This window comes from Methanoplanus endosymbiosus, from assembly GCF_024662215.1.
Taxonomy (GTDB): Archaea; Halobacteriota; Methanomicrobia; order Methanomicrobiales; family Methanomicrobiaceae; genus Methanoplanus; species Methanoplanus endosymbiosus.
On the sequence record NZ_CP096115.1, the window covers coordinates 478,521 to 505,350 of the forward strand.

Sequence of the window (26,830 nt, forward strand, 5' to 3'; positions counted from 1 at the left end):
TAACAGCATGTATCTGAATGAAATTACGGCTCTGATAAGATTCCGGAGATGAAACTTCAGAAGACGGATAAAAAATATGAACGGAAATAATCCGGATAAGAGAAGGAGAGATAAGCTGGCAGCCCTGTTTAGACGCGGGTTTGGTAAGCACACAGATCCTGGGCTCTTCCTCTCCCGTGAGATCCTCTCAATCACAGGGATAACTATAACTGAGAACGGAGTGCCGGGCATGGGAACCTGTTTTGAACTGAAAGTTCCGGGTGGGATTTTCCTGACCGTTCCTGACGGCGATAATAAATTATGAGATCTGAGAGCAGAATATCTAAAAGGAGAGATAAATATGGGGTCTGACAATAACGAACAGCAGGATTATCTCCGTGAAGAGGAGAGCACCGAGTCACTCCGCAACCGGATTGATAAGATAATAGCTGCAACATCAAACCACCAAAAATTCTCCGATACCGGCGATGAGATGCAGAGGCTCATTCATGAACTTCAGGTGCACCAGGTTGAACTGGAGATACAGAACGAGGAGTTAAGACTGGCAAGAGAGGAGAAAGAAGCCGGATTAGAGAGATATACTGAACTCTATGACTTTGCTCCGGTGGGCTACTTCACCCTTGACGGCATCGGTACAATAAGGCAGGTAAACCTCTCAGGTGCTGCCATGCTTGGCGTGGAACGGGCATTTATAATAGGGAGGAAATTACAGTACTTTCTCCAGTCCAAATCACTCCCTGTTTTCAGTCAGTTCATTCGCAATGCTGCCGGATTTCCGGACGAGAAGATCCATAACACTGTATTGTCCCTGAAGGGTAATCCGCCGGTCACTGTTCAGGCCAGACTGCATATCAATGAAGCAGGGGATGAATATTTCATGGCAGTGACTGACATCACAGAACAGAAGGCATCGGAGGAGCACATTCTGTACCTGAATCAGGTACTTCTGACAGTCCAGAATGTCAACCGGCTGCTCATACGGGAGAAGAACCCCGACCGGCTTCTTCAGGCTACCTGTGAGATAATGAGCAAAAGCGGAGGATTTGAAAATGCCTGGATTGTGCGTGTTGATGAAAACAATACCTTTTTAGCGGCGTATGGATCTGATGCAGGCAGGCCCTTTACAGACCTTGAGTTATTCCTTAAGCAGGACGGCATCCCCTGGTGTCAGGAAGAGGCGCTGAAGCAAAAGGATGTCATATCAATAACAGACCGCCCGGCGGAGTGCTCACAATGTCCCATGTCATCGTTCTACGCCAAAAAGATCTCCCTGATCTGTTCCCTCAGATATGAAGAGGAACTCTATGGCACCCTTTCTGTCATACTGCCGGAAATTGTTGCCCTGAAAAGAGAGGATACTGACCTTTTTAAGGAGGTATGTGATGATGTGGCCTTTGGCCTGCACACCATCGGACTGGAGCAGAAGGGAGCGAGGTCACTGGTCCAGATTCAGCAGAATATGATGCAGCTTGCAACCTTAAATGACGAGATCCGAAACCCCCTTACTGTAATTAAGGCACTCACCGATACTAACCACACTGAAGAGAACAGAAAAATTATAGAAGAACAGATTGACAGCATTGATTATATCATCCGGAAGCTTGATCTGGGCTGGCTGAACTCTGAGAAGACCTGGAATTATCTCATGAAAAATTATGGCATCCCAAAACCGGATAATAACAGTGGTGCAGGACAGGAATTAAATGACCGCAATCCGGGGCACTGACGACAATCTTTCATCAGAAACCTCCTCAACTCTCAGTTTCATCTGAGGTTTAAGGCCGTTCATGACTTTGTGGCAAAACGGTACCCGCCCTTTGGCACAGTCATCTCAAACCGTGCACCCTTCCCCGGCTCTCCGTTTTCAGTGATGGTAATTCCGGTGATGGCCAGAATTTCCCGTGAGAGGAAGAGTCCAAGACCTGTGTGCTTTCCAAATCCGCGTTTAAACAGCTTTTTTTTATCCTCATCACTGATCCCGGCACCATCGTCAGCAAAGACAACAGATAATCCCCCATCTCTTCTCTCACAGGTCACAGTGATCTCTGTGAACGGGGCTGCATAACGGAATGCATTATCAAAGAGGTTATAAAATACCTTCTGCAGCAGAGGATCTGCAAATATTTCGATATCACCACATCTGGTAGTCAGGATCACGTGATCACGGTTAAATGTTGAGCCGGCTGTCACCGCCACATCACTGACATTCTGCCAGGCTGCTGCATTCACACCAATCTCCTGGTACTCTTTGGTAAATTCGATCTGATGCCGGATTGTTTCTGCTGCCTCATCCAGATTGTTTAAATAGCACTTCAATTCCGGATTTGTGGTCTTTTCACTGGCAAGATCAATATATCCAAGCAGAACAGTCACTCCGTTGAGAATATCGTGCCGGGTGATACTGGAGAGCAGGTTAAGTTTACTGTTTGCCTGCCGGAGAGATCTTTCCATTGCCACCCTGTCAGTGAGATCAACAATTGAGACAAGAACCTTCTCCCATGTCTTCTCATACCCGGGTACAACCGAACAGTGAATCAGGATGTCTTTCTCTTCCCCGGATAATGTCTTTATAACGCCTATGCCCTGATAATGGGTAATCCCCGCAGCAAATAAAATTATTTCATCCTTAAATGTGAAATATGACCCGTCCGAAAATGTGGCACTGAGATCTTTATAACAGTCTTCCTCTGACTTTAACCCAATCAGGGCCTTTGTAGTGGAGTTTATCCCGTTCACCCGTACCATCCGGGCGCATGACCTGACATCTTCCGGATGCCGGCTGAAATATGCTTTCAGGTCAGTTATCCCCTCTGCATTTTTTGAGTCAATCCATAATTTAACCGCAGAGAAGTCCTCCTCCCACAGGGAAACCGGAGAGTCCTCAAAAAGAGCGCGGTACCGCTTTTCACTCTCAATGAGGGCTTCTTCCACCTGTTTTTTCTCAGTGATGTCCCGGAAGACACAATGTGTCTGCTTAAACGATCCATCCGGATTAAGTCCAACCTTTCCGTCAAAGGAGGTGAGAATGATGCTTCCATCCTTATTTTTCATCAGGAATTCAATATCAGAGGTTATTTTATTCTTTTTAAATTCCGGAAAATTCCTCTTAAAGCGGCTTACATGCTCCGGTACAAGAAAATCCCCAAACCAGTGACCAATCACCTCATCCCGTCTGTACCCCAGCAGATCAAGCCATGTACTGTTCACCTCAAGGAATCGCCCGTCAGCATCAAGCGACTGATATGGTATTGGAGACTGCTCAAAGAGAATATGAAACCGCTCCTCGCTCTCCCGCAGACTCTCTTCTGCCTCTCTTCGCAATGTGATGTCTGATATTGTCATCCGGATTTTCCCGGAATCTTCTCTCTTTTCCGGCATTTCAGTCCCTTCAACATGGGCAAAAAAACGTTTATCCCCGTCACTGAAGAGTTCCACCTCGCAGATCTCTTTTGTGCCGCTCCCGGTTACATTCCGGCAGAATAAATTGAATGCAGGAATACTCCCCGGAAGCATAAATGTCTGAAGACGGCGGCCAATGACCTTCTGCCTTTCCTGACCTAAAAGCAGGCATCCGGTCAGGTTAACCTCCAGTATGGTCCCTATCCTGTCAATTGTGAAATACCCTACCGGGGCGAAATCATAGAGGTCAACAAATTTTTCATGCAGCATCTCAGCTTCTGACCGGGCACGCTCAAGCTCCTCGTTCTGCATGTCAAGTTCAATCTGATGCACCTGCAGTTCATGTACCAGGGCCACTTCATCGGCACATATATTGTCCTTTGAAGGAACAGGCATTCTCTCCTTTAAGATCTCCTCGGCTTTTCTGCGCAGGAGTGCGGGATCGCAGCAGGAGATATTCTGTTCCTCACCATTCTGACTGTTATGACTCATTTCCGGCCTCATCTCTGTTATTGGTCACATCTTCAATGGCAAGAAGTATCAGTTCCGGCGACAGATCCTCAGAGAAGATCTGCCTTGCATTGAGCTTCATTACCCGTTCTCCTATCTCAGGAAATGTATTCCTGACGATATAATCATCAAAAGATCTCTTTTCAGGAAGAACTTTCTCAAGAAATCTTCTGAGTTCAGGAATGTTCCACTGCCCTTTGCCCACCGAATAAAGGCTTTTTCCTTCAGTCTCTTCGTTACTGACATGAAACATCTGATAAAAAAAGCGGTTTGCTCTGACGATCTTCATACTGCTGTCAAGTACAAGGAGAGGTTCCCGTATGGTTGCAATAATGCCTTCTGCAAGTTTTCTGGCTGCAATGAGTTCTATCTCTTTGTTTTTTACTGATGTTATGTCAATGAAGGTTATCACAAGACCGTCTATTATATTTTCAAGCGTCCTGTAAGGCATAATCCGGACCCTGAACCACTTATTATTACGTGTCTGGATCTCTTTTTCAGAAAATACAAGCGTCTCCAGCACCTCTGTTGCATCCGTTACAAGATCAGGATATATGAGATCAGATGCAATGTCTGTCACAGGCCGGCCCTCGTCTCCGGGAATTAAATTAATTATCCGGGTAGCAGGAATGGTAAAACGCCGGATGCTCATATTTTCATCGACAAATACTGTTGCAATCTCGGTGCTGTTGAGCAGATTCTTCATATCATTGTTGGTCCTGGAAAATTCTTCAACCCGGCCCTGAAGTTCGGCATTGACAGTCTGAAGTTCCTCATTCATGGACTGCATCTCCTCCCTTGACGTTGTCAGCTCCTCATTTGTGGACTGAAGTTCTTCGTTTGTGGACTGCATCTCTTCGTTGGCGGATTTCAGCTCTTCCTGGGATGTCTGCATCTCCTCACGTGTGGTCTGTAGTTCCTCATAATTCCGCTGGAGTTCTCTCTCAAGTTCAGCAATGCGTCCGGTATCAGATCCATATTCTGAACCGGAAATAACAGGCATATCTATCTCCGGAGGAGCTTTTGCCTCCGGAAATACGATAAGAAGCATTCCTTCAAGTGCCTTTGGTTCTTTGATATACTGAACTGTGCAGTCTGTGGGGTGCACCCCTGCGTCTGTCTTCACCTGAAGGTTTCCGGCTGTCATTGTATCCTTTTCCCTGACAGCCTTCTGAAATAATCTGGTCAGTTCATAACGCAGTCCTTCACGGGCCATGACAAATATGTTCCAGTTGGCCTTTCCTGCCGGAGGTTCAATAAATTTCCCTGTACTCCCGTTCAGATAGAGAATGTCTCCTTTGTCAGTTGTCAGAACCGCCGGAGGTGAATACTGACGGAGGATCAGTTCTTCTGCAAGTGCCTGAAGATTTACCTCCTTTTTGATTACAGGGACATTCTGCTCTACACTGTAGAGGGGACGCGGAAAGATGTTAATAGGAAATTCAATCATCTCCGGCAGCAGATATGTCTCCTTTCGTTTATAAAGCCTGAATTTATTATCTATGGTGGAAAAGATAGCTGAATGTCCTCCGATTGTTTCGGAACTGCCAAGGAATAATATTCCTCCGGGCTTTAACGAATAGAAAAATAGGGGGATGATCTTCTTCTGCAGTTCCGGTTCCAGATATATAAGGAGGTTTCGGCAGCTTAAAATGTCCAGATTGGTAAACGGGGGGTCCATAATGAGATTTTGTGAAGCAAATATTATTGTCTCCCTGATCTCTTTCTTTATCCGGTAGCCACCTTTCTCTCTGGAAAAGAAACGATTCAGACGTTCTGATGAGACATCACCCGATATATTTGAGAGGAATAATCCCTGCCTGGCTTTTTCAATTGCATCACGATCGAGGTCAGTAGCAAATATCTGGAGGGTATAATTTCTGTTATGGTTTAACTTATCCATCGCTTCCCTGAATGCAATGGCAAGGGAGTAGGCCTCCTCACCTGTTGAACATCCGGCAACCCACGCCCTGAATGTTGACTCTGTGGGTTTTTCTTTGATAAGCATAGGAATCACATGGTCAATTATATATTCCCATGCCAAAGGATCCCTGAAAAAACCGGTTACTCCAATCAGCAGTTCATGAAAGAGGAGATCCAGTTCAGCCGGATTTTCCCGCAGATAGCGCATATAGGTATTTATACTGTCAATCCGGTGGATTGCCATGCGCCGTTCAATCCGGCGATAAACAGAACTTTTTTTGTAAAAGGAGAAATCATGTCCGGTATGTTCACGAAGCAGAACAAATATTTTGGCAAGAGAGCTGATCGATTTTACCTCAATGATCGGTTTTTGCATATGGACTTTCGGGGCGTGGTGGAGATAGGTGATTATCTTTTCAGGCAGTTCTTCTGCCGCGGCAACAATGTCTGCAAGTCCTGCGTTAATGGCACTGCGTGGCATGCCGTCAAATTTTGCAGAGACCGGTTCCTGCACAAATGCTATTCCTGCCTTCTCCTTGATGGCCCGCAGGCCGATTGTTCCGTCTGTACCCATACCCGACAGAATGACTCCGATGCTCCTGTCCTGCTGATCCTCTGCAAGAGATCGGAAAAAATAGTCTATGGGAAGTCTCAGTCCGCGTGGCTCTGCCGGTTCCATCAGGAAGAGCGTACCATGGAGAAGGGACATATCCCGGTTTGGCGGAATTATATAGACATGGTCAGGGAGGACCTTCATATTGTCTGCAACCTGAAGGACTTTCATTGTGGTGACACGCCGGAGTAGTTCGGGCATTACTCCCTTATGCGTTGGATCAAGGTGCTGGACAATCACAAAGGCCATGCCTGAATCCGGCGGTACATTAGCCAGAAACTGTTCTAAGGCTTCAAGACCTCCGGCTGATGCACCAATGCCAACGATTGGGAAATGCCGGCTGCCGGAATTCTGATAATTATTCTCTGTAACTTCCTGTGTCTCTTCTGATTTGGATTTGTCTGCCATTTATCCCCCTCAAACTGATGGAAATATCTCTGTTTTTTAATGACGGCATTATCCTGTATGCAGGATCAGTGCTTCATCAGAGATGATATCTGCCCCCGGAAATAGTCAGACACTCCCACATATATAAATAACAGAGTATAAGGCTTAATCATTTCGCCTGAATTAAAGAGCAAAGTGTAATATTCACACATCAGAAGCTGCTGCACAAATAAAATTTGATGGATAATTGTATGATTTACAGGTACAATTGGCACAAATATTGTGATGATTAACCAAAATATACCATTTAATTGTCCCATAGTCAGTTAGAAAATAGTCATGCAACAGCCTCATTAGTCATAATTAATTTTTTCTGTTCTTCCGCCTTTTGGAAGTAATATGGCAGGCTCTCCGGAGAGGAGAAAGACCAAATTTCACAGACACAGATGGTTACAGCGACTGAGGAAAAAATTCCCGAACAAAAAATTAAACAAAATATATATTCTGAAAAAACCCAATTGAAAATTATGAAGGACAAAAATCCGGATGATTCACATATATCCGGGAATCATAATGATTCTGTGATTAATGGTGACAGCAGTGACAACATTATCAATATTAAATCCGGAATAAATATCAGAATAAAATCAGGATTAATCGTCTTAATTCTTCTCTTAATCACCGCATCACTCTGCTGCGGGTGCACACAGACAGATAATAATATTTCAGACGGGGAAGATGCACCGGATTTAACAATGAACAGTCAGGAAGGGTTCAAAGAAGAGATTGATGCCATAATCTCAGACAAGAGGTATGATTACTCAGACTGGGGATTTATGGCTAAGGATATGAACTCCGGAGAAGTCCTTGTATCACATAATGCAGAGCAGATGTTCACTCCCGGTTCTACAACCAAGGTCTTCACTGTAACGACAGCTCTGGACACACTTGGCCCTGATTACAGATTTAAAACTCCGGTATATTACACAGAAGACAATCTTATTCTTGTTGCTTCAGGCGACCCTGCAATGGGCGGACGGCTTCTCGAAGACGGGACACTTGAATTCACCAATGAAGATCATGTCGATGCAGGTGCATTTGGATCATGTATTCTGACCAAATCCGATCCACTGGCCGGATTAAACTTACTTTCCGCACAGATTTATGATTCCGGAATCAGAACAGTTGATGATGTGGTAATAGATACCCGCCTGTTTAAAGAAGAAAAGGAGGCTGATAACGGAATAATAACACCCATAATAATCAATGACAACCTGATCGATATCACAGTAACTCCGGATAAGGCAGGCAACCCGGCAGCAGTTGACTGGAGACCAAAATCATCTGCATATACAGTTAAGAGCAGCATCATAACCGGAGATTTCTGTTCACAGAGAGATCTGGTAATCCCTGATTATAACGGTCAGAAAGTTATTGAAATATCAGGCATTATTCCTGAAGGTTCAGAATCAGTGAATGTGACCTCAAATGTCAATGTGCCTGCACAATTTGCACGCGGTCTGTTTATTGATGCACTTGAGAGAGCAGGAATAACAGTCAAATCATCATCAGATAAAAATCCGGCAGATAAACTTCCGGAGAAGGATAGTTATGATAACTCTCAAAAGGTTGCAGAACTGACTTCACCGCCGTTTTCCGAATATGCAAAAGTAACCTTAAAAGTAAGCCAGAATCTCTATGCAAACTGCATCATATCAATTATTGGTGCATATGAAGGGTATGATTCATTTGATGCCGGAATGATAACAGAGGGGGAATTTCTGAGAAATGCCGGAATAAATGTCAGAAGCCTTGCACTTGCAGATGGTGAAGGCAGTATCAACAACAGGATCAGTCCGGAATCTGCTATCGGACTCCTCTCATATGCCTATAAACAGGATTATTATAAAGAACTGAGAGATTCAATGCCACTCTTAGGGGTTGACGGTACCCTTGCAAAAGGAGCAGAACCCGGAGATCCCGGATACGGCAAAATATCCGCAAAAACCGGAACATCGGTGACAATTATAATGACGGGAGATATATTTGTCTATGCAAGAGGGCTTCTTGGATATATGAATACAGAAGATGGCAATGACATAGCCTTTGTAATATATGCCAATAATGTACCCGCAGGATCGGACATGCAGGGTATAGCAGATGTTGTCTCAGATGTGAACGATGTTGCAGTTACAATGTACAGCAGCTTATGATCAATACCCCAAAGATCAGACCTTTCTTTTTTTCCGGAAAGATATTCTACAACTGAAATTATCAGATATTACAGCTTTCATGCACAGGATAAGGATAATCCAGCACAATATAATTGTGTGATAATATCAGTTATGGGCTGAACTTTACAAAAATGAGCTTAATATATAACGCTCCAGAACCGGAATCTGATAACATGCCCTCGCAGCCATCCGGGGATGGAACTTCTATTCTGCCATTATATCGCTCAAGAAGCATTTTTGCAATATACAGAGGAAGATTCTCTCTGTTAAGTCCAGGACTGTAAAATCTGCTGCTGTCAGTCAGGTATTCAAGTCCCGGCGGGAGATTGTTCAGTGAAAATTCCAGTATTAATAATACTCTTTCATCAGCAGATTCTGTCCTGACTGAGACGTACAGCTGATCCTTTGCCTGCCTGGCAATATATGATATAATATTCAAAAATAAGAGATAGAGATAATCATCGGCATAGACAGATTCACCTGAATTCCCCAGAATAAATTTTATATCCGGAAGATAACCCACAACGCACTCCAGAGCAGAATCAAGCTGAACAACCCTGAGATCATTTACTGAAAATGAATCCGCACCTGAGAGCAGAGAGAGATTTTTTATGTGATCTCTGTACTTATCCGGAAAATTAATTACTTCAGAACTGTAACGTCCGGCTGTATTCCCCACTATATCTCCACCGGAATCATCTATGGAATTATTCTGGGAGATCTCTCCGGAAATATCATTATAAATGTCAGATAAATCCTCTATTGCAATTTTAAGGCCATCACATATGTCTGAATATTCCTGGTCGATCTTCTCCTGAATTATGCACCGGACGAGAGCCGTGCCGATCTCCTGACCAATCTTTTCAAGAGTAATCTTTTCAAACTGTGTAAATGATGCTTTTGAATCACGGGCTACAAAGAGAGCACCGACAACCGCATTATCTGAGATGAGGGGTATTCCTGCATAGCAGATAATTCCAAGGTCCTCCATAATTTCCGTATCTGAAATTTCGGGAAGATTATCCGGAAGATTTTCAATATACCGTGGCTGTGCTGCAAAAAATATTATATTATATGGCCATTCCCTGATATTTATCTCAGAATATTTATCCTCAAACCAGGAAGGAATTCTTTTAATTCCAAGAAGGTCGGCTGTTATACCGTCATCATTTTTTGCATATATCCAGGAAGCATCAAGATCAAGCTCAGTAAGGCATGCCTCAAGAAGTGTGTCAAGCATCTCATCGACAAAGACAGATGAATTCGCTGCGCCCAGTATCTGGTTCAGAATAATATTCTTTTTTTTCAGGGACATCTCTTCAGTTCTGGCATTAATTCTCTTACTGATGTCCCGGACTAAAAACTGAATGCCGGAAAGACCTTCATATATTACAGGAAATGAAGAGATCTCTACCAGTTCAGTTCGTCCGTCGTACAGTTTGATCTCGGATTCAAACGGGAATTTAAATATCCCTGCGCAGAACTGTTCATATATCTCAGAAAATCTCTTCCCAGATACCAGATTAATATAATCTTCAGGAGACTTTCCGATAATATCATAGCGGTTTTTAATTCTGAAAAATTCTATTCCGGAATTATTGATATATGATACTTTTCCGCCAACAACAACAAAGACAGTCTCAGGCAGATTCTCCACAAGGAAACTGAAATGGAAATACTGATCAAAGTATGTATTATCCTTTATAGAGATTGCAGTCACTCTTTCAGTTCTCCTGTTTGTCCTTTTGGACATTCTGACCGGCCGTCTTCTGCCTCCTGACAGCATCCTCTGCTTATCTCCGGCATTATCTGTTAAATCTGAAGGAATGGCAGAGATAAGAATATTTTCTGTTCCCGGTATTTTTGCAGCTGTGTAAACAAACCTGTGGTTGCCGCCGCTATTGTCATAAAAATTAATTTCAGTGGTTTTTGGGGAGTTATATCGATCATTTAACCGGGAGTCATTAAATTCTCTTGAATAATCTGAGCTTTTCTCCGGTTTTAGACGATAAAAATTAAGTTTATCATCTAATTTATCCTCAGATATCCCAAAGATATCAAAGAATAACGAATTCGCAATCATAACATTTCCAAATTTATCAATTACTAAATTAACACCTTCAGTGTCAGAAAAAAAAGAACATTTCCCTATATTTTTTTCAACTCCGGAAATATTATCTGATTTAATGTTACCTGATTCAGGATACTCTGGTATAATAACCCCCCCGTAAGGTAATTTATATTATATAATCCGGACATATAAACATACTCATTTACTCTTTTGGGTTTGGCAGACATTGTCCCCAAAAAAAGCCCTGATTTAAAGATTAACCATAATATGTGGCCAAATCCCCACACATCCAGATAAATGCTGTGGATTTCATACAATATTTCTCACTGATCAGATGATCATCAGAAACTGATCAGAATATCCGGTGAATGTTAAATTATAGTTCTGACATATAATAATATAGATGAATAACGGCAAAAACAATAAAAAAATATCACCTGAAGGAATCCTCTTTGATATGGATAATACCCTCTATGACTTTGCCGAAGCCAAAATTACTGCATGCAGCAGAGTTGCGGAGATTGTCGGTTCCGGCACGGGGGAAGAACTGCTCAGGCATTTCCTGACCGGCCCTCACGGTTTTGAAAACCATGAAAATATCCGTGATTTTATGGCATTAAAAGGGGTTGAGTCGCCGGAAATATTTGAAGAGTCAGTCACTGTATATGAGGAGTTAAAACTCTCGTCAATAAAGTTATATCCGGAAGTAAAGGAGACTCTTGAGAAGATCTCGGAGAGTGGCTACAGGATGGCAATTGTTACAGATGCTGATACAGAAAACGCTGAGAAGAGGCTCAACAAAACAGAGATCCGTGATTTTTTTGAATTTATCGTAACTCCGGATGTCACCGGAAAGAGAAAACCCTCGCATGAAAATTTCCACAGGGGCCTGAAAAGCATTGACGCATCGCCTGAAAAATCAATGGTCGTTGGTGACAGTCCAAAGAGAGAGATTGTGCCGGGAAATGAGATGGGGCTTTATACTGTATATGCAAAATACGGTGACTGGCTTAAAATGCCATTTATGAATATTAAACCATGCCATACCATTGAGAGATTTTCAGAACTAAATGATATCATCATTCTTGACTGAGAGATCAATGCTGACCGGACATAGTTCCAAATCCTAAATTCTAAATTATAATTCCAAATTCCAGATTCCGGAATCTTTCAGAAACCTGAATTGGCATAAAGGCTCTTATGCCAAAAGATCACCTGCACTTTTTTGGATATTATCTGCAAAATATGTGATTATAATTCATATCAGAGGTTTTGGGTCATTTCCACCCATATATGGCAGGTTCATACCTTTGACAAAGACCTGCTTATCTGAATTCATAAGTTTATCAAATATTATTTTTCTGCCTCTTTTTGTCATGGCATATACAGGCACTGAATTTCCGGCCTGCACAAGTGCTTTTTTTCCTGCAATATTTCTGAGATGTACAGAGGCACATGCAGATATCAGATCACAGTTATCTGAGAGTATCTCTGCATCCTGAGGCGAAATTCCGGTGGTGTGAACTGCCACAATCACAGCCTCCGGATATTCGCAGCGGATCTCTTCAGAGAGAGCGGCAGAGGCAACTGTCACCGCCGGATTTTTGTATCCGGAATTTACTGCACTTTTAAGAGCAGATAACGGATTGATGGACGCAGTTTCTATGTCTGTTACAATTCCGCCTGCATCTTCGATTCTTTCAATGACCTGCCTGTACGGCACTGTCTTTACAAGCCCTGACATTCTGCCGCCGATTCCCTGCACAAGCAAGGGGTTGTCACAGACAACACTTCCTGCGCCGTCACATGCAATGACTGCACAGTCAATAATTCCGGACCTTAAGGCATTTGACAGCAGTTCTGATGCCCCGAAGAGAACAAAATCATCATCACTGATAACATCCCTTTCGGGCGTGCACATGCCAAAGGATGACATCCTCTCCTCAATATTCTTTTTTATCTCCGGAATTTCCATCTGAATTACAGGGTAACCGAATTTCCGGGCAAGAGGGCAGCTTTTGAGCAGGGGTTCCCCGACACTGACAACAATTCCGTTACTGACAACAACCCTTGCCATACCTGCCGCCTCAATGATATGTTCATCTGTCATAAATACCTGAGAATTATTTGTATAAAGAAGAAATAAATAGTTAGTGCCGGAATGACAGCAAAAGATAACAGCAACAGTAAGCCGGAGAGATTTGGAGAGATTGATTCACTCCGTGGACTTGCCTTAATGATGATGATATTATTCCATTTTGTCTATGATCTCAGTTATTTTGGCATAGCTGACATAAACGTGAGTTCTGGCTTCTGGAAGGATTTTGCCTATGCCACAGCCTTTTTATTTGTATTCATAGCCGGAATTTCAGTCTGGATCAGCAGGAAGAGATCAGAGATTCAGCAGGAGGGTAAGCTGCATGCAGGTGATAATAAGCAGATCCAAAATAATGGCAAAAATCCTGAGAAGGAAGCGTATAATGAAAAATCTGCCGGGAAATTAAACAGGAATAATAAAATAATCAGTTTCTTCAGAGAACCGCTAAATATTAAATTCTTTAAGAGAGGACTGTTCATATACTCCCTTGGCATTCTGATTACAGTTGCCACATATCTGGCTATAGGAAGGGGATTTATAATATTTGGAATACTCCATCTGATAGGGCTGTCCATCATCCTCTCCCCACTATTTTTCGGCCTGAAAAAATATCTGCCCTTAATATCAGCAGCAATAATAATCTCCGGATTTTTTGTTCAGCATATATCCGGCCCGTACTTCCTCTTATTCTCAGGCATACATCCGGCAGATTTTGTATCAGTAGATTACGAACCGCTTCTTCCCTGGTTTGGCTTTTACCTCCTGGGGATGTACGCAGGATCAGTCCTCTACCCGAACGGTAAACGGATATTTGAAATAAAGGAGAGATTGAATCTGAATTTTCTGATAATTCCGGGGAGAAACACGCTGCCGATATATCTGATCCATCAGCCTGTAATAATACTGATTCTCTCGTTGTTATCCGGAAAAATGCTGATTTAATAGTATTCAAAAGAGTAAATTTGTTTTCAGAGCAGGAGAGGTCTTCTCCATAGAAAAAAATCAGGACTTAAAGAGGGGCACATCGGAAAACTCAGAGACATCAAAAAGTCCCCTCTCAGTGATTCTCAGAGACGGAATTACAGTCAGGGCAATGAATGAGAGGTACATAAACGGATCGTATCATATCCAAAATCGGAGAAATAGGTTAAAAATGAATTTTTATAAGTTGGATGAAATGTATCTGTGTTGACCTACCGGTACATTTGAAAGGTCCTCTTTTGCAGCAACTGAATTTTTACCCTCTATTTTAAGATCATCCAAGGTTGCTTTCTGGTTTTTGCATGCTATTATCTCAGCAAGTGATTTTTGTCTATGACCATTTATGATCAAACCGGCTATATGATCAAAGGGATTTATGTCCAACTTCTTAGCAGTTTTAACAATTGTTAAATTTCTGTCTACAACATTTGTTCCTTTCTCATTTCTTGTAAATAAGCTTATATCACGATGTCTGACCTGTGCTCGTGCTCCAAGCTCAGCATCATTATTATGAAGAGGGACGTGAGGGTGATCTAAGAATGTGAGTAAGAAGTCTTTATTCCGGTGTGTCTTCTCAATTCTTAGGTTCAACTCTTTATATTCAGTCTCGCTGTTAAATAACTCATCAAAGTCCTTTCTAATTTTTAATGCCCACTCTGGAGATGGATTGTCTTTATATGCTCTCATCTCTCTGTAAAATGCCCAAAACCGATCCATGAAATCTTCATGGACTTTTCTCATTACAGCAGTTTTAGGTTTTAATTTTTTATAGTGTCTGGCTTCATGAACCCAACATAACTGGTGTTCTTCAGTGATATTGTCGTATTGGGGTGCATCATCTGTAAGAAGAATTTTTGGAACTGGGTAATCTTTCTGTGATCTGTAATAAGCAATCAATCCAGCCTCAGTAACTCGCTTTTTAAGCGTTTTAAACCCTTCTTGACCAAATAACTCAACCAAACTATTTTCTAATTCAAATTCACTAAAGCAAGAGTTGTAAATATTTTCTCTAAGTTTTTTGATCCATTTTTTTGCGGTTCTAAGATTGGATAAATGTTCAAAGGCAAACTCATTGAATAGGTACTTGGGTTCTAAAACTTCCATAATGTGCTTAACTATGCTAATTCTATCCTTTTTTGGAGAAGTTCTAAATGCTGTGAAATTATGGTTTGAAAAGATATGTGTATTATATTGAGTGCCATTTACATTAGCTCCAGTTGTATCTGTCTGGAGGTAATCGGAGGACTTTATTCCTTCTTTTAGTATATCTTCCGATTCTTTATCTAAAACCTCATTCTTTTCAGTTAATTTCCTTGAGATTGTAGATTGGGCTATAAAGATACCATGGTTATTTAAAAAGGCTCTAATTCCATTTTCACTCATTCCACAAATTGCTTTGCATTCAATAATAAGTGCCTTTATTCCAGGACCAAATTCTCCACCATATCCTTGAGGTCGATCAGTTAAGAGATATCTTCCTTCTGAAGGGGAATAATATTTTTCAAGTAAAAACTTTGTATTTCTCGGACGAATTTCAATGTCCTGTATGATTAATTCAGAAAAGCCTTTAAAAACTGCATCTTTCGGAAGTTTATTTTTGTCAGAGTACCAGATCTTTTCTTCATGGATTTCGATTTTATGATTACGTTTTCCTCTGCCTTTATTTGGATTATTTTGATCTGATTTCTCTTTTTTTGAGCGTTCCTCCTCAGTAGAATGATTTTTATTGCCAGAACCCCCTTTTCTTTTTCCTTTTTTTGCGGCTTCCGGCCTACCCTGTTCACCAATTAGATGATTGTAATCATCTCTGAGTTGAAGATGCTCTTCATATAATTTATCGTATTTTGCAGATAGTTCCTCAAAGGCTGAGATGAGCAAATATATTATGTCTTTATCCGGAGAATTATCTATCCGATCAGGAGTTATTACGGATTCTAATTCTTTGAAGATACCATTTGACATAATGTATTCTATATTTTGAATTTATAAGTACAAATTATTATCCATTATCACATTACCTCACATTATGGATATGATACAACGGATCTTTAACTGAACCGGTCTTTTCAGTAATCTCTTCAAGCTTCTTCAGTCCCTCTATAACCTCAGTATAACTTCCGGATGACATTATCCCGCCTATGTCAAGCGGAAGAATGAAGCTCTCATCGCCGCATACAGCCGCCATGCCGCCCGAACTGTCTCTGACAAGGTTCACTGCCCTGACGATATCCGCATCCGATGCCCCGGCTGCAACAATGTTATGTGAGTCATGTGAGATGCTGGCGCAGACTGCTCCTTCTCTTATCCTGAGGCCATTTATAAGCCCTACACCACACCCAGCTGCACGATAACGGTTACAGACTACAGCTTTGATGATGTCACGATCTATATCCGGAATAGTGGATGAATCAATCTCCTCAACAATCAGATCTGTGATTATCTGCCCGGAATTTATCCCGATAATTCTTGCATTTCCCCTGCCGGAGATGTTAAGATCATCCTCTGTAAGTATTCCGGCATTGAAAACGGAATTAAAGCTGACTTTCTCCTCTCTTTGACTGCCGGAAAATTTAACGCCTGCAATATATGTGTCCTGAACCCTGAACTCTTCAGAGTCTGCAAGAGTACAGAAGTCTGCCCTTCTGCCCGGAGAGAGAGCGCCTCGATCCTTTAGTCCAAACCTCTCAGCCGGAGAGAGTGTTGCCATTTTTATTGCAGTTTCAGGCAAAATTCCGGCCGAGATGGCTTTCCTGATGCAGTCATCTATATGTCCGTCGTTATAGAGCATATCGGCATGGCGGTCATCGGTGCATAAAGAGCAGCGGTGTGAATTATGACAGTTTACAATTCCGGCAAGCTCTGCCAGATTCTTCTCAGTCGAACCTTCACGCAGATAGATATACATCCCTTTTCTCAGCTTTTCAAGGGCCTCCTCCTTTCGGGTACATTCATGATCGCTCTCAATTCCCTGTGAGATATAGGCATTGAGTTCCTTACCGGAAAGTTGAGGGGAATGGCCGTCAATAATATCAAAAATTCCCAGTTTCTTCTGTACTTCAGCATCGCCAAAGATGACTCCCGGAAAATTCATCATCTCACCAAGCCCGATTATACTTTTACTGGCCGATAATTCCTTTAACGCTTCATAATCAAGTTCTGCACCCGCCTTATCCATCGGAGTTGCGGGGACGCAGCCCGGAGCCATATAATACAATGCAAGCGGTGTCTTTTCTGAATCATGGATCATGAAATTGATACCCTCAATGCCTGCAACATTTGCTATCTCATGCGGGTCTGCAATCACCGCTGTTGTCCCGTGCGGAATTACAAGCCTGCCATATTCAAAAGGTGTCAGAAGCGAACTTTCGATATGCACATGCGAGTCAATAAGTCCGGGAATTACCCTCATACCCTTCAGATCAATATATTTCTCTGCACTGTAACCGGATTCTGAATTATCTGCGCCTTTATCTTCAGCACTGCCTGAACCAGCCCCGGACTTATTTTCATCTTCTCCGGTATTGCCCAAACCGGAACCTGACTCTTCGTTATCAGCCAGGCCGACAATAATTCCGTCTTTCACATAAAAATCAAGCTTCAGCCATTCGCATGTAAACGGATTGAATAAAATTCCGTTTAAGAAACCAATGTCTGCTTTTTCTTCCCCAAGTGCAGATTTGAGGAGGTTCACATCCGGAGACATTATTCAACACCAATATCCCTGATCTCAGCCACTTTGCGCTCATCGTTCTCGATCAGATACAAATACAGTTTATAATCTCCTTTTTCCAGTTCAATTGGAACTGAAACCAGATTTTGGCCTGTATTTAGATGTACATCCTCAACATATTTTCCGGTTTCAATCTGCCTGAAACCGGAGAGGTCAAATACAGTAACCTGAATATAGGCATCAGCCTCGTCACCGGCATTATTAATCTCAACATTTAATAGAGGATAACTGTACTCCACAGCCCCAAAGGATGTATCAAGACATCCGGCTGAGAATATTGCAAGTATCAGCAGCAGAGGAATTATCAGCAGGTTTTCTTTGGCAGAGATCATAGAATCAAATTAATTATCCCGGAATTTAAAATATTCGGATTAGTTCCGGCACATGGGAAATTACAGTGTTTCAACATTACAGTGTTTCAACATTACAGTCATTCATCTATGCTTCGTTTCATCTATGCTTCGTTAAGTTATCCTCTCAGGAATAAATGGCGGCACTTTAAAATATCCATGAATTTTAAAGTCGGATGCTTAAAGGAGAACAATTTTAATTATTGAAAGTTACGTAAATTGACTATAAACAATCATACGCCTTTGCAATCAAAGGTTTTAGCCTCCGCAGCCATCTTTAACTCCTCCTTCGTTGTTTTGATTCAGAAAACATCAGGCAAAGATATTTCTGGATTGTTGTTACAGTCTGAAAAACCGGCTGCAACGGGGAAATAATGTACAGAATGGAAATAATGGAGATTGGGAAAAATATAAGTTTCCGGAAGACAGATAAAAGCCTCAGTTCTCACTATGGTTCAACTTCAGATCTGAGCTGAGCAATTTTATCTGCGGAAAGTCCGGTCGCTTTCATTATGATCTCGTCATCCATACCAAGTAATATCAGATTCTTTGCACTATGAATAATTCCTTCTTCTCTTCCTTTTTCTTCTCCTATCTCAATTCCTTTCTCAATTCCTATCTCTTCAGCCGCCTGTATCTTTAGATCAACCTCAATAATCTGTGCTATCCTCTCCTCATATAACCGCCTGTTCTCCTCATCATCGCTCATCTCAATCAAACGATTATATGCCTTTGCAATCTTCGGTTCAGCCTCCGCAGCCATCTTTAACTCCTCCTTCGTTGTTGCATTCAGAAACATCAGGCAAAGGTATTTCTGGATTGTTGTTACAGTCTGAAAACCCGGCTGCAACGGGGAAATAATGTACAGAATGGAAATAATGGAGATTGGGAAAAATATAAGTTTCCGGAAGACAGATAAAAGCCTCAGTCCTCACTATGGTTCAACTTCAGATCTGAGTTGAGCAATTTTATCTGCAGAAAGTCCGGTCGCTTTCATTATGATCTCGTCATCCATACCGAGTAATATCAGATTCTTTGCACTATGAATAATTCCTTTCTCAATTCCTTTCTCAATTCCTTTCTCAATTCCTTTCTCAATTCCTTTCTCAATACCTATCTCTTCAGCCGCCTGTATCTTTAGATCAACCTCAATAATCTGTGCTATTCTCTCCTCATATAACCGCCTGTTCTCCTCATCATCGCTCATCTCAATCAAACGATTATACGCCTTTGCAATCTTCGGTTCAGCCTCCGCCGCCATCTTTAACTCCTCCTTCGTTTTTGCATTCAGAAACATCAGGCAAAGGTATTTCTGGATTGTTGTTACAGTCTGAAAACCCGGCTGCAACGGAGAAAGAATGTACAGAATGGAAATAATGGAGATTGGGAAAAATATAAGTTTCCGGAAGACAGATAAAAGCCTCAGTTCTCACTATGGTTCAACTTCAGATCTGAGCTGAGCAATTTTATCTGCAGAAAGTCCGGTCGCTTTCATTATGATCTCGTCATCCATACCGAGTAATATCAGATTCTTTGCACTATGAATAATTCCTTTCTCAATTCCTTTCTCAATTCCTTTCTCAATTCCTTTCTCAATTCCTTTCTCAATTCCTTTCTCAATACCTATCTCTTCAGCCGCCTGTATCTTTAGATCAACCTCAATAATCTGTGCTATTCTCTCCTCATATAACCGCCTGTTCTCCTCATCATCGCTCATCTCAATCAAACGATTATACGCCTTTGCAATCTTCGGTTCAGCCTCCGCCGCCATCTTTAACTCCTCCTTCGTTTTTGCATTCAGAAACATCAGGCAAAGGTATTTCTGGATTGTTGTTACAGTCTGAAAACCCGGCTGCAACGGAGAAAGAATGTACAGAATGGAAATAATGGAGATTGGGAAAAATATAAGTTTCCGGAAGACAGATAAAAGCCTCAGTTCTCACTATGGTTCAACTTCAGATCTGAGCTGAGCAATTTTATCTGCAGAAAGTCCGGTCGCTTTCATTATGATCTCGTCATCCATACCGAGTAATATCAGATTCTTTGCACTATGAATAATTCCTTTCTCAATACCTATCTCTTCAGCCGCCTGTATCTTTAGATCAACCTCAATAATCTGTGCTATCCTCTCCTCATATAACCGCCTGTTCTCCTCATCATCGCTCATCTCAATCAAACGATTATACGCCTTTGCAATCTTCGGTTCAGCCTCCGCCGCCATCTTTAACTCCTCCTTCGTTTTTGCATTCAGAAACATCAGCCATGGTATTTCAGGATTGTTCTTATGTTGACTTATCATATTATTAAGTTTTGGTAGTTCAACAATATGCACCTCCAGCACATCTGTCAGTTCAATCTCATTCTCCCGGTCATAAAACCTGTAAGTGGTGTGCATCGGTTCAACTGAAACAAGAATGTAATCCAGAATTACCAGTGAGATGGTTTTCTTAAGCACCTGATACCCGTCTCCTGATGAGATCTGCGAGGCATACAGCCTTGAGAGATAAAAAAGCACCCTCTCCTTAATTGCAGGGTGATCGCTCAGTTGAATCTCGACATCAACCTGAGCTCCCGAATCCAGCACAATTCTGATGTCAAGAATCCCGGTTTTGTCACCGGATAACTGCTTTAAAAGATAGGGATCCTTAATCGTAATGTCTTGGACCGGAATTTTCAGCATGGTTCTTAAAAAAGAGATCGTTATCTCTTTGTTTTTTTCGTCCCCAAAGAGCAGCCTGAACGCAAAGTCATTCTTTGGAGACATTATAAAACTGCCATCCGGCGTGGTTATTGTGGGCGGAAAGTTATGTTTTGTCATGGCAAAATACAGGAAAATAATATCTGACAATCACTTATATATTGGCATCTGTTCTCTCCGAAAATTCAGGAAAGTATTCATAAATCCAATTTTACTCTTGGTTATTCTCAATATTATAGTCATTTACCTATGTTTCGTTAAGTTATCCTCTCAGGAATAAATGGCGGCACTTTAAAATTTCCACAAATTTTAAAGTCGGATGCTTAAAGGAGAACAATTATTAATTATTGAAAGTTACGTAATTGACTGTATTGCCAATCACATTCAGAGAATGTCAGGGCATACGTGCTATAATTCATCAGATGAATTATTCATGAATCCGGAACATAATAAGAAATAATAAGCCAGAATATAATTCTGCGGACTGGCCTCTGCCGTTAGTTTTTTTAAAGGATAATATCAAAGAAATTATAAAGGTGAAATATCATTTCAGTAATTACTTTTGCTCATCATAAAGGCGGAACAGGAAAAACCACATCATGCCTGAATATTGGGGGTTTTCTTCAGAAATCCGGAGAAAAAGTTCTGATAATTGACTGTGATCCACAGGCCAATGCAACAATTGGTCTTGGAATTAACCCCGATGAACAGGACATTAATATGTATGATGTCTTTATGAACATCTTTGAGGGATTTCCGGATGTGACAATAAAAGATGTCATTAAAGAGACAAAATCCGGAATATTCCTCGCGCCTTCATCACTTGACCTTGTGGGGGTTGAGCCTTATCTGTATAATATTGAAGACCGCTCTTCTGTTCTCAAAGAAGCTTTAAATTCTGTTATTAATGATTATGACCATATACTGATAGATACACCCCCAAGTATGGGACAGTTTGTATTAAACGGACTGATAGCCGCCGACAGGATTATTATTACCCTTGACAGCAGTTTTTTTGCAGGATATGGAATTGAAAGTCTCACAACTATTTTTTCAGATATTGAAGAGAGCATAGGCAAAAAAAGAAGTGCAGATATGGCAATCATCACAAAAACCGGAGAACTTCAGGAGGTAAAAGCACCTGTTGATGAGATGATTCAGTCTTTTAAACGGCTTTTATCCGGAAAGAAGGAAAAATTTGATGAGAATACTCTTCTTGATGAGATTGAATCCGATCTCAGGATAAATATAAAAGAGATCTGCACAGTTCCATATGATTTCAATATAATATATTCACAGAAAGAAAATATGCCCATATCACACACACATCCCAAGTCCAGAGCAGCACAAAAGTACAGTGATATTTCAGAGATTGTCAGAAATTGGTGATTTAATTGAGCAATGATAAGCCAGGAATGAAAAGACCAGGAAGAAAAGCCTTATTTGCCGGGGCACAGACAGAAATTCCGGAGAGAAAGCCTGAAAAAAATGCGGAACTCATAAAATTCATTGATGAATTCAGAAGGGTATCAGGAGAATATGTAAAAGGGAATACTGATGCAAGGCTTAAAGACAGTTATTCTGAGAAGGACCTCTCAGATATTGCATCACTTACAAACTCAATACTGGATATTTCGTCTGAAAAATCTTCAGAAATACTGATCAGTTCAGAGAAGGAGGAAGAATATAAGCAGAAGATCAGTGAACTTGAAGATAAAATAACAGAACAGATTTCTGTTAAAGAGAGGGAAATCGGAATTTTAAAGCAGGAAATAAAGGAATATGAATCAGGTAAACCAAAAATTTCCGGATATGAGAATGATATACAGAGCCTTACGAAAAAGACCGAAGAATTAAAGGATATAATAGAAGAACTTGAGTCAGAAAATAAGGATTTAAAAGATCTGCTCAATGAAAAGGATTCACTGATTGATACATTTAAAAAGGACATTTCTTCAATACGGGATAAAATAGAGGAGGAAAAAAAGGTTTCTTTTGAAAGTGGTCTGAATTCCGGAAGGGAAGAGAAGAATAAGGAAATTTCCGACATTAAAAGATCAATTCAGAGTGAAAAGGATAAATTTTACAGGAAAGGTCTGGATAAAGGTCTTGAAGAGAAAAATAATGAAATAAACAGGCTTCAAAAATCCTTTGAAAAATTAAAGGGCAGTGCATTTGACGAAGGATATAGCAAAGGGGCAAAAGAGGGGTATGAGAAGGGAAATAATGACGGATATAAGAAGGGAAAGAATGATGGATATGAGTGGGGAAACAGCGAAGGGTATGAGAGAGGAAATAATGACGGATATGAAAAGGGAAACAGCGAAGGGTATGAGAGGGGAACTGAAAAGAGTAACGATGAACTGAAATCACAGAATAATAAAATTGAAGAGCTGAATTTACGATTAAAAGATAATCAAAAGGTAATAGAGAATTTAAGTGATGAAATTACCTCAAAAGAATCAGAATTCTCAGTAATATATTCAGAGACTGAAGCTATTAAATCTCAGCTGGCAGAGAAGGATTCAGAAATAAGTAAAATTGAATCTCAGCTTGCAGAGAAAGGTTCAGAGATTGAAGCTTTAAAATCCCGCTATTCAGAGGAAAAAACAGAAACTGAACTGTTAAAATCACAGCTGTCGGAGAAAAATGCAGAGATTGAGCAGATATACTCTCAGTTGACGGGAAAAGATTCAGAGACTGAAGAGATTAAATTACGACTGGCAGAGAAAGATTCAGAGATTGAGACTATAAAATCCCGGTATTCAGAGGAAAAAACAGAAAATGAACTGTTAAAATCACAGCTGTCGGAGAAAAATGCAGAGATTGAAGAGATAAGATCTCAGCTGACAGGAAAAGATGCAGAGATTGCAGAGATTAAATTACGACTGGCAGAGAAAGGTTCAGAGATTGAATCTATAAAATCCCGGTATTCAGAGGAAAACACCGAAATCGAACTGTTAAAATCACAGCTGTCGGAGAAAAATGCAGAGATTGAAGAGATAAGATCTCAGTTGACAGGAAAAGATTCAGAGATAAAAGGGATAAAATCTCAGCTGACAGGAAAAGATTCGGAGATTGAGCAGATAAAATCTCAGTTGACAGGAAAAGATTCGGAGATTGCAGAGATAAGATCACATCTGGCAGAGAAAGATTCGGAGATTGAAGAGATAAGAACTCTGATAGATAATAATAATTCAACAATTAAAGAGAAAGAAAATCTGATTAATGACCGGAATCTTGAAATAAATAAATTAAAATCAGAACTGAACAAAAAAAATTCCGATATAAAAGAGAAGGAATCAGAATTAACCAGAAAGGATTCTGAGATAAGAGAAGCAGAATCAGAACTGAACAAAAAAGATTCTGAGATAAGAGAGAAGGAATCCAAATTAACCAGAAAGGATTCTGAGATAAGAGAAGCAGAATCTGAACTGAACAAAAAAAATTCCGATATAAAAGAGAAGGAATCAGAATTAACCAGAAAGGATTCTGAGATCAGAAAAGCAGAATCTGAACTGACAAAGAAAGATTCCGGGATAAGGCAGAAGGAATACGAACTGGGTGAACTCAGGAAGAGATATGAAAATGTCAGAGAGTCTGCATATAATGAAGGCTTCAGTAAAGGATTAAATGAAGCAGAAAGTAAAACCACAGATGAGATAAGAAGAATTAATCTTGAAAATGAAAGTATTTCCTCCCGGTTCAGTGATTTGAATGAAGAACTGAGGAAAAATGAAGAATTATTCAATATAAAAAGAGACGAACTGGAAAACAGAGCTGAAAGATCAGAACGGTGGTTTGAGACAGTAATCCGTGAAAACCTGATGCCTGTTCTTCTTCTGGATAAAAATTTAAGAATTGTACATAGCAGCAGAGGATTTGAAAAACTGAGTAAACTTACGGAATACAAATTAACCGGAAGAAATATTAGTGAATTTAAAACCACTGTGATAACAGGAGATAAAATCTCATCGGTTATAGAGAATAAATCTGCATCTTCTTCAGAAGTAACAATTCAGTTACCCTCCGGAGAACATACTCTGAATCAGCATGCCATTCCTTTAAAAGAGAGAGACGGGACAGTATCCGGAGTAATTCTAATCTGCAATGACATAACCGCAATCAGAGAGAAGGAAGAGTTACTAAACAGAAAGCTCCGGCAGAACGAAGAACTCAAAAAGCGCTCAGAAACAATTGTACAGGAAAATCCAATGCCAATTCTCCTTGTTGACAACAGATTCAATATCATCGTCACAAACAATGCCTATGAAAAGATGAGCGGAATATCACAGCAAAAACTGCTGAAGATGAATGCCAGGGATTTCACCCTCGCCTCTCAGGAGGGAGAAGGTCTGAATACAGCCCTTAAAAGCAAAAAGAGAAGTTATGGAGAGGTCACAGTTGATCTCCCTTCCGGCCGCCACATCCTTGAACAGTATGGCATACCTGTTCTTGACAGTAATAACAATGTACATGCGCTCCTGATTGTATATAATGAAATTACCAAAATCCGGGCAAAGGAGAGAGAAGTTCAGGAATTAATGGAGAAAGCCAGAACAGAAGCAGAAAAACTCTCAGAAAGTGCAAAAATTCTAAAGGTCCGGATGAAATTAATTGCATCAGGTGATCTGAGAGTGTCAGCAGAGATAACCGAAGATGATCCCCTTCATGACCTGAAAACGGATTTCAACAACTCAATGAATAAAATAAACAGCCTTCTCCTTGGCATAGACGGAAATATTGGTTTAATTGACAAAACATCCAAAGAACTGAGCGGAAACAGCAGTAAAATATCATCTGCAACAGAAAAACTTGCAGTTAATTCAGGAGAATCCGCTGAATCCAACAGTAAGATAATAGATCTCTTCGGTGAGATCAGCAGGGGAATAACTGATCTCTCAGCCTCAATAGAAGAGATCTCCGGAACAAGCCAGGAAGTGATGACGCAGGCAAAGAAAGTTACTGAAGAAGGCAGATCAGCTGCTGAAATCGGTAAAAAAGCATCCGGAAAGATTGAAAATGTGGGTGTTATATCAAAGAAAAGTGTGGATGAAATAAATGCCTTAAACGAGGAGATGTACAAAATAAACGATATTGTCAGGTTAATTGCCGGAATTGCCGAGCAGACCAATCTCCTGGCACTGAATGCTGCCATTGAAGCCGCACGTGCAGGCGAGCATGGCCGTGGATTTTCAGTTGTAGCCGAAGAGATCAGAAACCTTGCCCGTGAATCAAAGGGTGCAACCAGGAATATTGAAGACTTAATTAATAAGATCCAGAAGAACAGTGAGCAGACAACCGAATCCATGAAAAAGGTTGATGAAGAGATAACTGACAGTATTGGCAGTGTAAACCTTGCAATAGATGCCCTTAACAATATTGTAGAGGATATAGGCGGAGCAACAGACGGCATAATTGAAATAACCAGGGCAACAGAAAATCAGGCAGATGAAACCAATAAATTCCTGGAGAATATTGAAAAAGCCAACAGAATGGCAAATGAAAACCTTAAATCTGTACAGAACATATCTGCATTTGCAGATGATATCAGTGTAAGTACAGAGGAAGTCAGCAGTATTTCACACGAACTTCACAAAATGTCATCAAATCTTGAAGAGATGATGAAGAAATTTAAACTGAAATCTCCAAATTAAACAACTTATATCATATTATACCCTATTTTGGACAGAATCAGTATCTTCTATCCCACATCTGACTGACATCCGGCAAAGAGCCAACACCAGATCTCCCACAGATTCCACAGATTCCACATATTTTGTATCTGCCGGAAAATCAGATCTAAAAAAACAGGCATTTATCAGAATATATGAGA

At 40.8% G+C, this 26,830-nt stretch carries 19 protein-coding genes; 7 read left to right on the plus strand and 12 right to left on the minus strand.

Translation table 11 applies throughout. The annotated features are described in order from the left end of the window. Positions 1 to 76: 76 nt before the first annotated feature. Entirely contained in the window at positions 77 to 304 is a 228-nt protein-coding gene (locus tag L6E24_RS01920) for a hypothetical protein (protein ID WP_257743050.1), read from the plus strand. A gap of 36 nt (positions 305 to 340) precedes the next feature. Then, positions 341 to 1,726 (plus strand): GAF domain-containing protein, encoded by a 1,386-nt coding sequence (locus L6E24_RS01925; protein ID WP_257743051.1) that lies wholly within the window; start codon positions 341 to 343, stop codon positions 1,724 to 1,726. 59 nt (positions 1,727 to 1,785) lie between these two features. Here L6E24_RS01925 and L6E24_RS01930 read toward each other — a convergent pair whose 3' ends face one another. Both L6E24_RS01930 and L6E24_RS01935 read right to left on the minus strand, forming a co-directional pair. Beyond that, the gene (locus L6E24_RS01930) at positions 1,786 to 3,891 is read right to left on the minus strand and encodes a PAS domain-containing sensor histidine kinase (protein WP_257743052.1); all 2,106 of its coding nucleotides are present in this window, start codon (positions 3,889 to 3,891) and stop codon (positions 1,786 to 1,788) included. Then, entirely contained in the window at positions 3,881 to 6,853 is a 2,973-nt protein-coding gene (locus L6E24_RS01935; RefSeq protein WP_257743053.1) for a chemotaxis protein CheB, read from the minus strand. The genes L6E24_RS01930 and L6E24_RS01935 overlap by 11 nt, the downstream gene beginning before the upstream one ends. A gap of 506 nt (positions 6,854 to 7,359) precedes the next feature. Here L6E24_RS01935 and dacB point away from each other — a divergent pair. Then, a complete protein-coding gene (dacB, locus tag L6E24_RS01940) occupies positions 7,360 to 9,045 on the plus strand; it encodes a D-alanyl-D-alanine carboxypeptidase/D-alanyl-D-alanine endopeptidase (protein WP_257744060.1) in 1,686 nt (561 codons plus the stop codon). A gap of 130 nt (positions 9,046 to 9,175) precedes the next feature. Here dacB and L6E24_RS01945 read toward each other — a convergent pair whose 3' ends face one another. Continuing rightward, the gene (locus tag L6E24_RS01945) at positions 9,176 to 11,149 is read right to left on the minus strand and encodes a GAF domain-containing protein (protein ID WP_257743054.1); all 1,974 of its coding nucleotides are present in this window, start codon (positions 11,147 to 11,149) and stop codon (positions 9,176 to 9,178) included. Between the two features lie 391 nt (positions 11,150 to 11,540). On the opposite strand from L6E24_RS01945, the gene L6E24_RS01950 reads away from it, so the two are divergent. Beyond that, on the plus strand, positions 11,541 to 12,230 hold the full coding sequence (locus L6E24_RS01950) for an HAD family hydrolase (protein ID WP_257743055.1): 690 nt from the start codon (positions 11,541 to 11,543) through the stop codon (positions 12,228 to 12,230). 165 nt (positions 12,231 to 12,395) lie between these two features. On the opposite strand, the gene L6E24_RS01955 is transcribed toward L6E24_RS01950, so the two are convergent. Next, entirely contained in the window at positions 12,396 to 13,247 is an 852-nt protein-coding gene (locus L6E24_RS01955; RefSeq protein ID WP_257743056.1) for a methanogenesis marker 8 protein, read from the minus strand. Between the two features lie 51 nt (positions 13,248 to 13,298). Here L6E24_RS01955 and L6E24_RS01960 point away from each other — a divergent pair, with 51 nt between their 5' ends. Then, on the plus strand, positions 13,299 to 14,177 hold the full coding sequence (locus L6E24_RS01960; protein WP_257743057.1) for a heparan-alpha-glucosaminide N-acetyltransferase: 879 nt from the start codon (positions 13,299 to 13,301) through the stop codon (positions 14,175 to 14,177). Positions 14,178 to 14,237: 60 nt separating this feature from the next. Here the strand turns inward: L6E24_RS01960 and L6E24_RS14725 are convergent, their stop codons facing one another. From L6E24_RS14725 to L6E24_RS01995, 8 genes are all read right to left on the minus strand, one after another. Continuing rightward, positions 14,238 to 14,345, minus strand: coding sequence for an adenine deaminase C-terminal domain-containing protein (locus L6E24_RS14725; protein ID WP_373021141.1), 108 nt, complete (start codon positions 14,343 to 14,345; stop codon positions 14,238 to 14,240). Positions 14,346 to 14,396: 51 nt separating this feature from the next. Next, entirely contained in the window at positions 14,397 to 16,178 is a 1,782-nt protein-coding gene (locus L6E24_RS01965; protein WP_257741442.1) for an IS66 family transposase, read from the minus strand. Positions 16,179 to 16,230: 52 nt separating this feature from the next. Next, entirely contained in the window at positions 16,231 to 17,919 is a 1,689-nt protein-coding gene (gene ade, locus L6E24_RS01970; protein ID WP_257743058.1) for an adenine deaminase, read from the minus strand. After that, on the minus strand, positions 17,919 to 18,278 hold the full coding sequence (locus L6E24_RS01975) for a hypothetical protein (protein ID WP_257743059.1): 360 nt from the start codon (positions 18,276 to 18,278) through the stop codon (positions 17,919 to 17,921). The genes ade and L6E24_RS01975 overlap by 1 nt, the downstream gene beginning before the upstream one ends. Positions 18,279 to 18,744: 466 nt before the next feature. Further along, positions 18,745 to 19,095: an Rpn/YhgA-type helix-turn-helix domain-containing protein gene (locus L6E24_RS01980; RefSeq protein ID WP_257743060.1), complete on the minus strand. Its 351-nt coding sequence runs from the start codon at positions 19,093 to 19,095 to the stop codon at positions 18,745 to 18,747. Positions 19,096 to 19,230: 135 nt separating this feature from the next. Beyond that, entirely contained in the window at positions 19,231 to 19,593 is a 363-nt protein-coding gene (locus L6E24_RS01985; protein ID WP_257743061.1) for an Rpn/YhgA-type helix-turn-helix domain-containing protein, read from the minus strand. Between the two features lie 135 nt (positions 19,594 to 19,728). Then, positions 19,729 to 20,103: an Rpn/YhgA-type helix-turn-helix domain-containing protein gene (locus L6E24_RS01990; RefSeq protein ID WP_257743062.1), complete on the minus strand. Its 375-nt coding sequence runs from the start codon at positions 20,101 to 20,103 to the stop codon at positions 19,729 to 19,731. A gap of 135 nt (positions 20,104 to 20,238) precedes the next feature. Beyond that, positions 20,239 to 21,114, minus strand: a complete 876-nt coding sequence (locus L6E24_RS01995; RefSeq protein ID WP_257743063.1) for an Rpn family recombination-promoting nuclease/putative transposase — start codon at positions 21,112 to 21,114, stop codon at positions 20,239 to 20,241. Positions 21,115 to 21,603: 489 nt separating this feature from the next. Between L6E24_RS01995 and L6E24_RS02000 the strand changes: the two genes are divergently transcribed. After that, positions 21,604 to 22,383, plus strand: a complete 780-nt coding sequence (locus L6E24_RS02000; protein ID WP_257744061.1) for a ParA family protein — start codon at positions 21,604 to 21,606, stop codon at positions 22,381 to 22,383. 5 nt (positions 22,384 to 22,388) lie between these two features. Continuing rightward, positions 22,389 to 26,651 (plus strand): methyl-accepting chemotaxis protein, encoded by a 4,263-nt coding sequence (locus tag L6E24_RS02005; RefSeq protein ID WP_257743064.1) that lies wholly within the window; start codon positions 22,389 to 22,391, stop codon positions 26,649 to 26,651. Positions 26,652 to 26,830 lie beyond the last annotated feature (179 nt).

Excerpts from the sequence above, each read along its gene's own strand:
- L6E24_RS01920 (WP_257743050.1), top strand. The coding sequence starts at position 77 with ATGAACGGAAATAATCCGGATAAGAGAAGGAGAGATAAGCTGGCAGCC.
- L6E24_RS01925 (WP_257743051.1), top strand. The coding sequence starts at position 341 with ATGGGGTCTGACAATAACGAACAGCAGGATTATCTCCGTGAAGAGGAG.
- L6E24_RS01930 (WP_257743052.1), bottom strand. The coding sequence starts at position 3,891 with ATGAGTCATAACAGTCAGAATGGTGAGGAACAGAATATCTCCTGCTGC.
- L6E24_RS01935 (WP_257743053.1), bottom strand. The coding sequence starts at position 6,853 with ATGGCAGACAAATCCAAATCAGAAGAGACACAGGAAGTTACAGAGAAT.
- dacB (WP_257744060.1), top strand. The coding sequence starts at position 7,360 with ATGAAGGACAAAAATCCGGATGATTCACATATATCCGGGAATCATAAT.
- L6E24_RS01945 (WP_257743054.1), bottom strand. The coding sequence starts at position 11,149 with ATGATTGCGAATTCGTTATTCTTTGATATCTTTGGGATATCTGAGGAT.
- L6E24_RS01950 (WP_257743055.1), top strand. The coding sequence starts at position 11,541 with ATGAATAACGGCAAAAACAATAAAAAAATATCACCTGAAGGAATCCTC.
- L6E24_RS01955 (WP_257743056.1), bottom strand. The coding sequence starts at position 13,247 with ATGACAGATGAACATATCATTGAGGCGGCAGGTATGGCAAGGGTTGTT.
- L6E24_RS01960 (WP_257743057.1), top strand. The coding sequence starts at position 13,299 with ATGACAGCAAAAGATAACAGCAACAGTAAGCCGGAGAGATTTGGAGAG.
- L6E24_RS14725 (WP_373021141.1), bottom strand. The coding sequence starts at position 14,345 with ATGTACCTCTCATTCATTGCCCTGACTGTAATTCCGTCTCTGAGAATC.
- L6E24_RS01965 (WP_257741442.1), bottom strand. The coding sequence starts at position 16,178 with ATGTCAAATGGTATCTTCAAAGAATTAGAATCCGTAATAACTCCTGAT.
- ade (WP_257743058.1), bottom strand. The coding sequence starts at position 17,919 with ATGTCTCCGGATGTGAACCTCCTCAAATCTGCACTTGGGGAAGAAAAA.
- L6E24_RS01975 (WP_257743059.1), bottom strand. The coding sequence starts at position 18,278 with ATGATCTCTGCCAAAGAAAACCTGCTGATAATTCCTCTGCTGCTGATA.
- L6E24_RS01980 (WP_257743060.1), bottom strand. The coding sequence starts at position 19,095 with ATGTTTCTGAATGCAACAACGAAGGAGGAGTTAAAGATGGCTGCGGAG.
- L6E24_RS01985 (WP_257743061.1), bottom strand. The coding sequence starts at position 19,593 with ATGTTTCTGAATGCAAAAACGAAGGAGGAGTTAAAGATGGCGGCGGAG.
- L6E24_RS01990 (WP_257743062.1), bottom strand. The coding sequence starts at position 20,103 with ATGTTTCTGAATGCAAAAACGAAGGAGGAGTTAAAGATGGCGGCGGAG.
- L6E24_RS01995 (WP_257743063.1), bottom strand. The coding sequence starts at position 21,114 with ATGACAAAACATAACTTTCCGCCCACAATAACCACGCCGGATGGCAGT.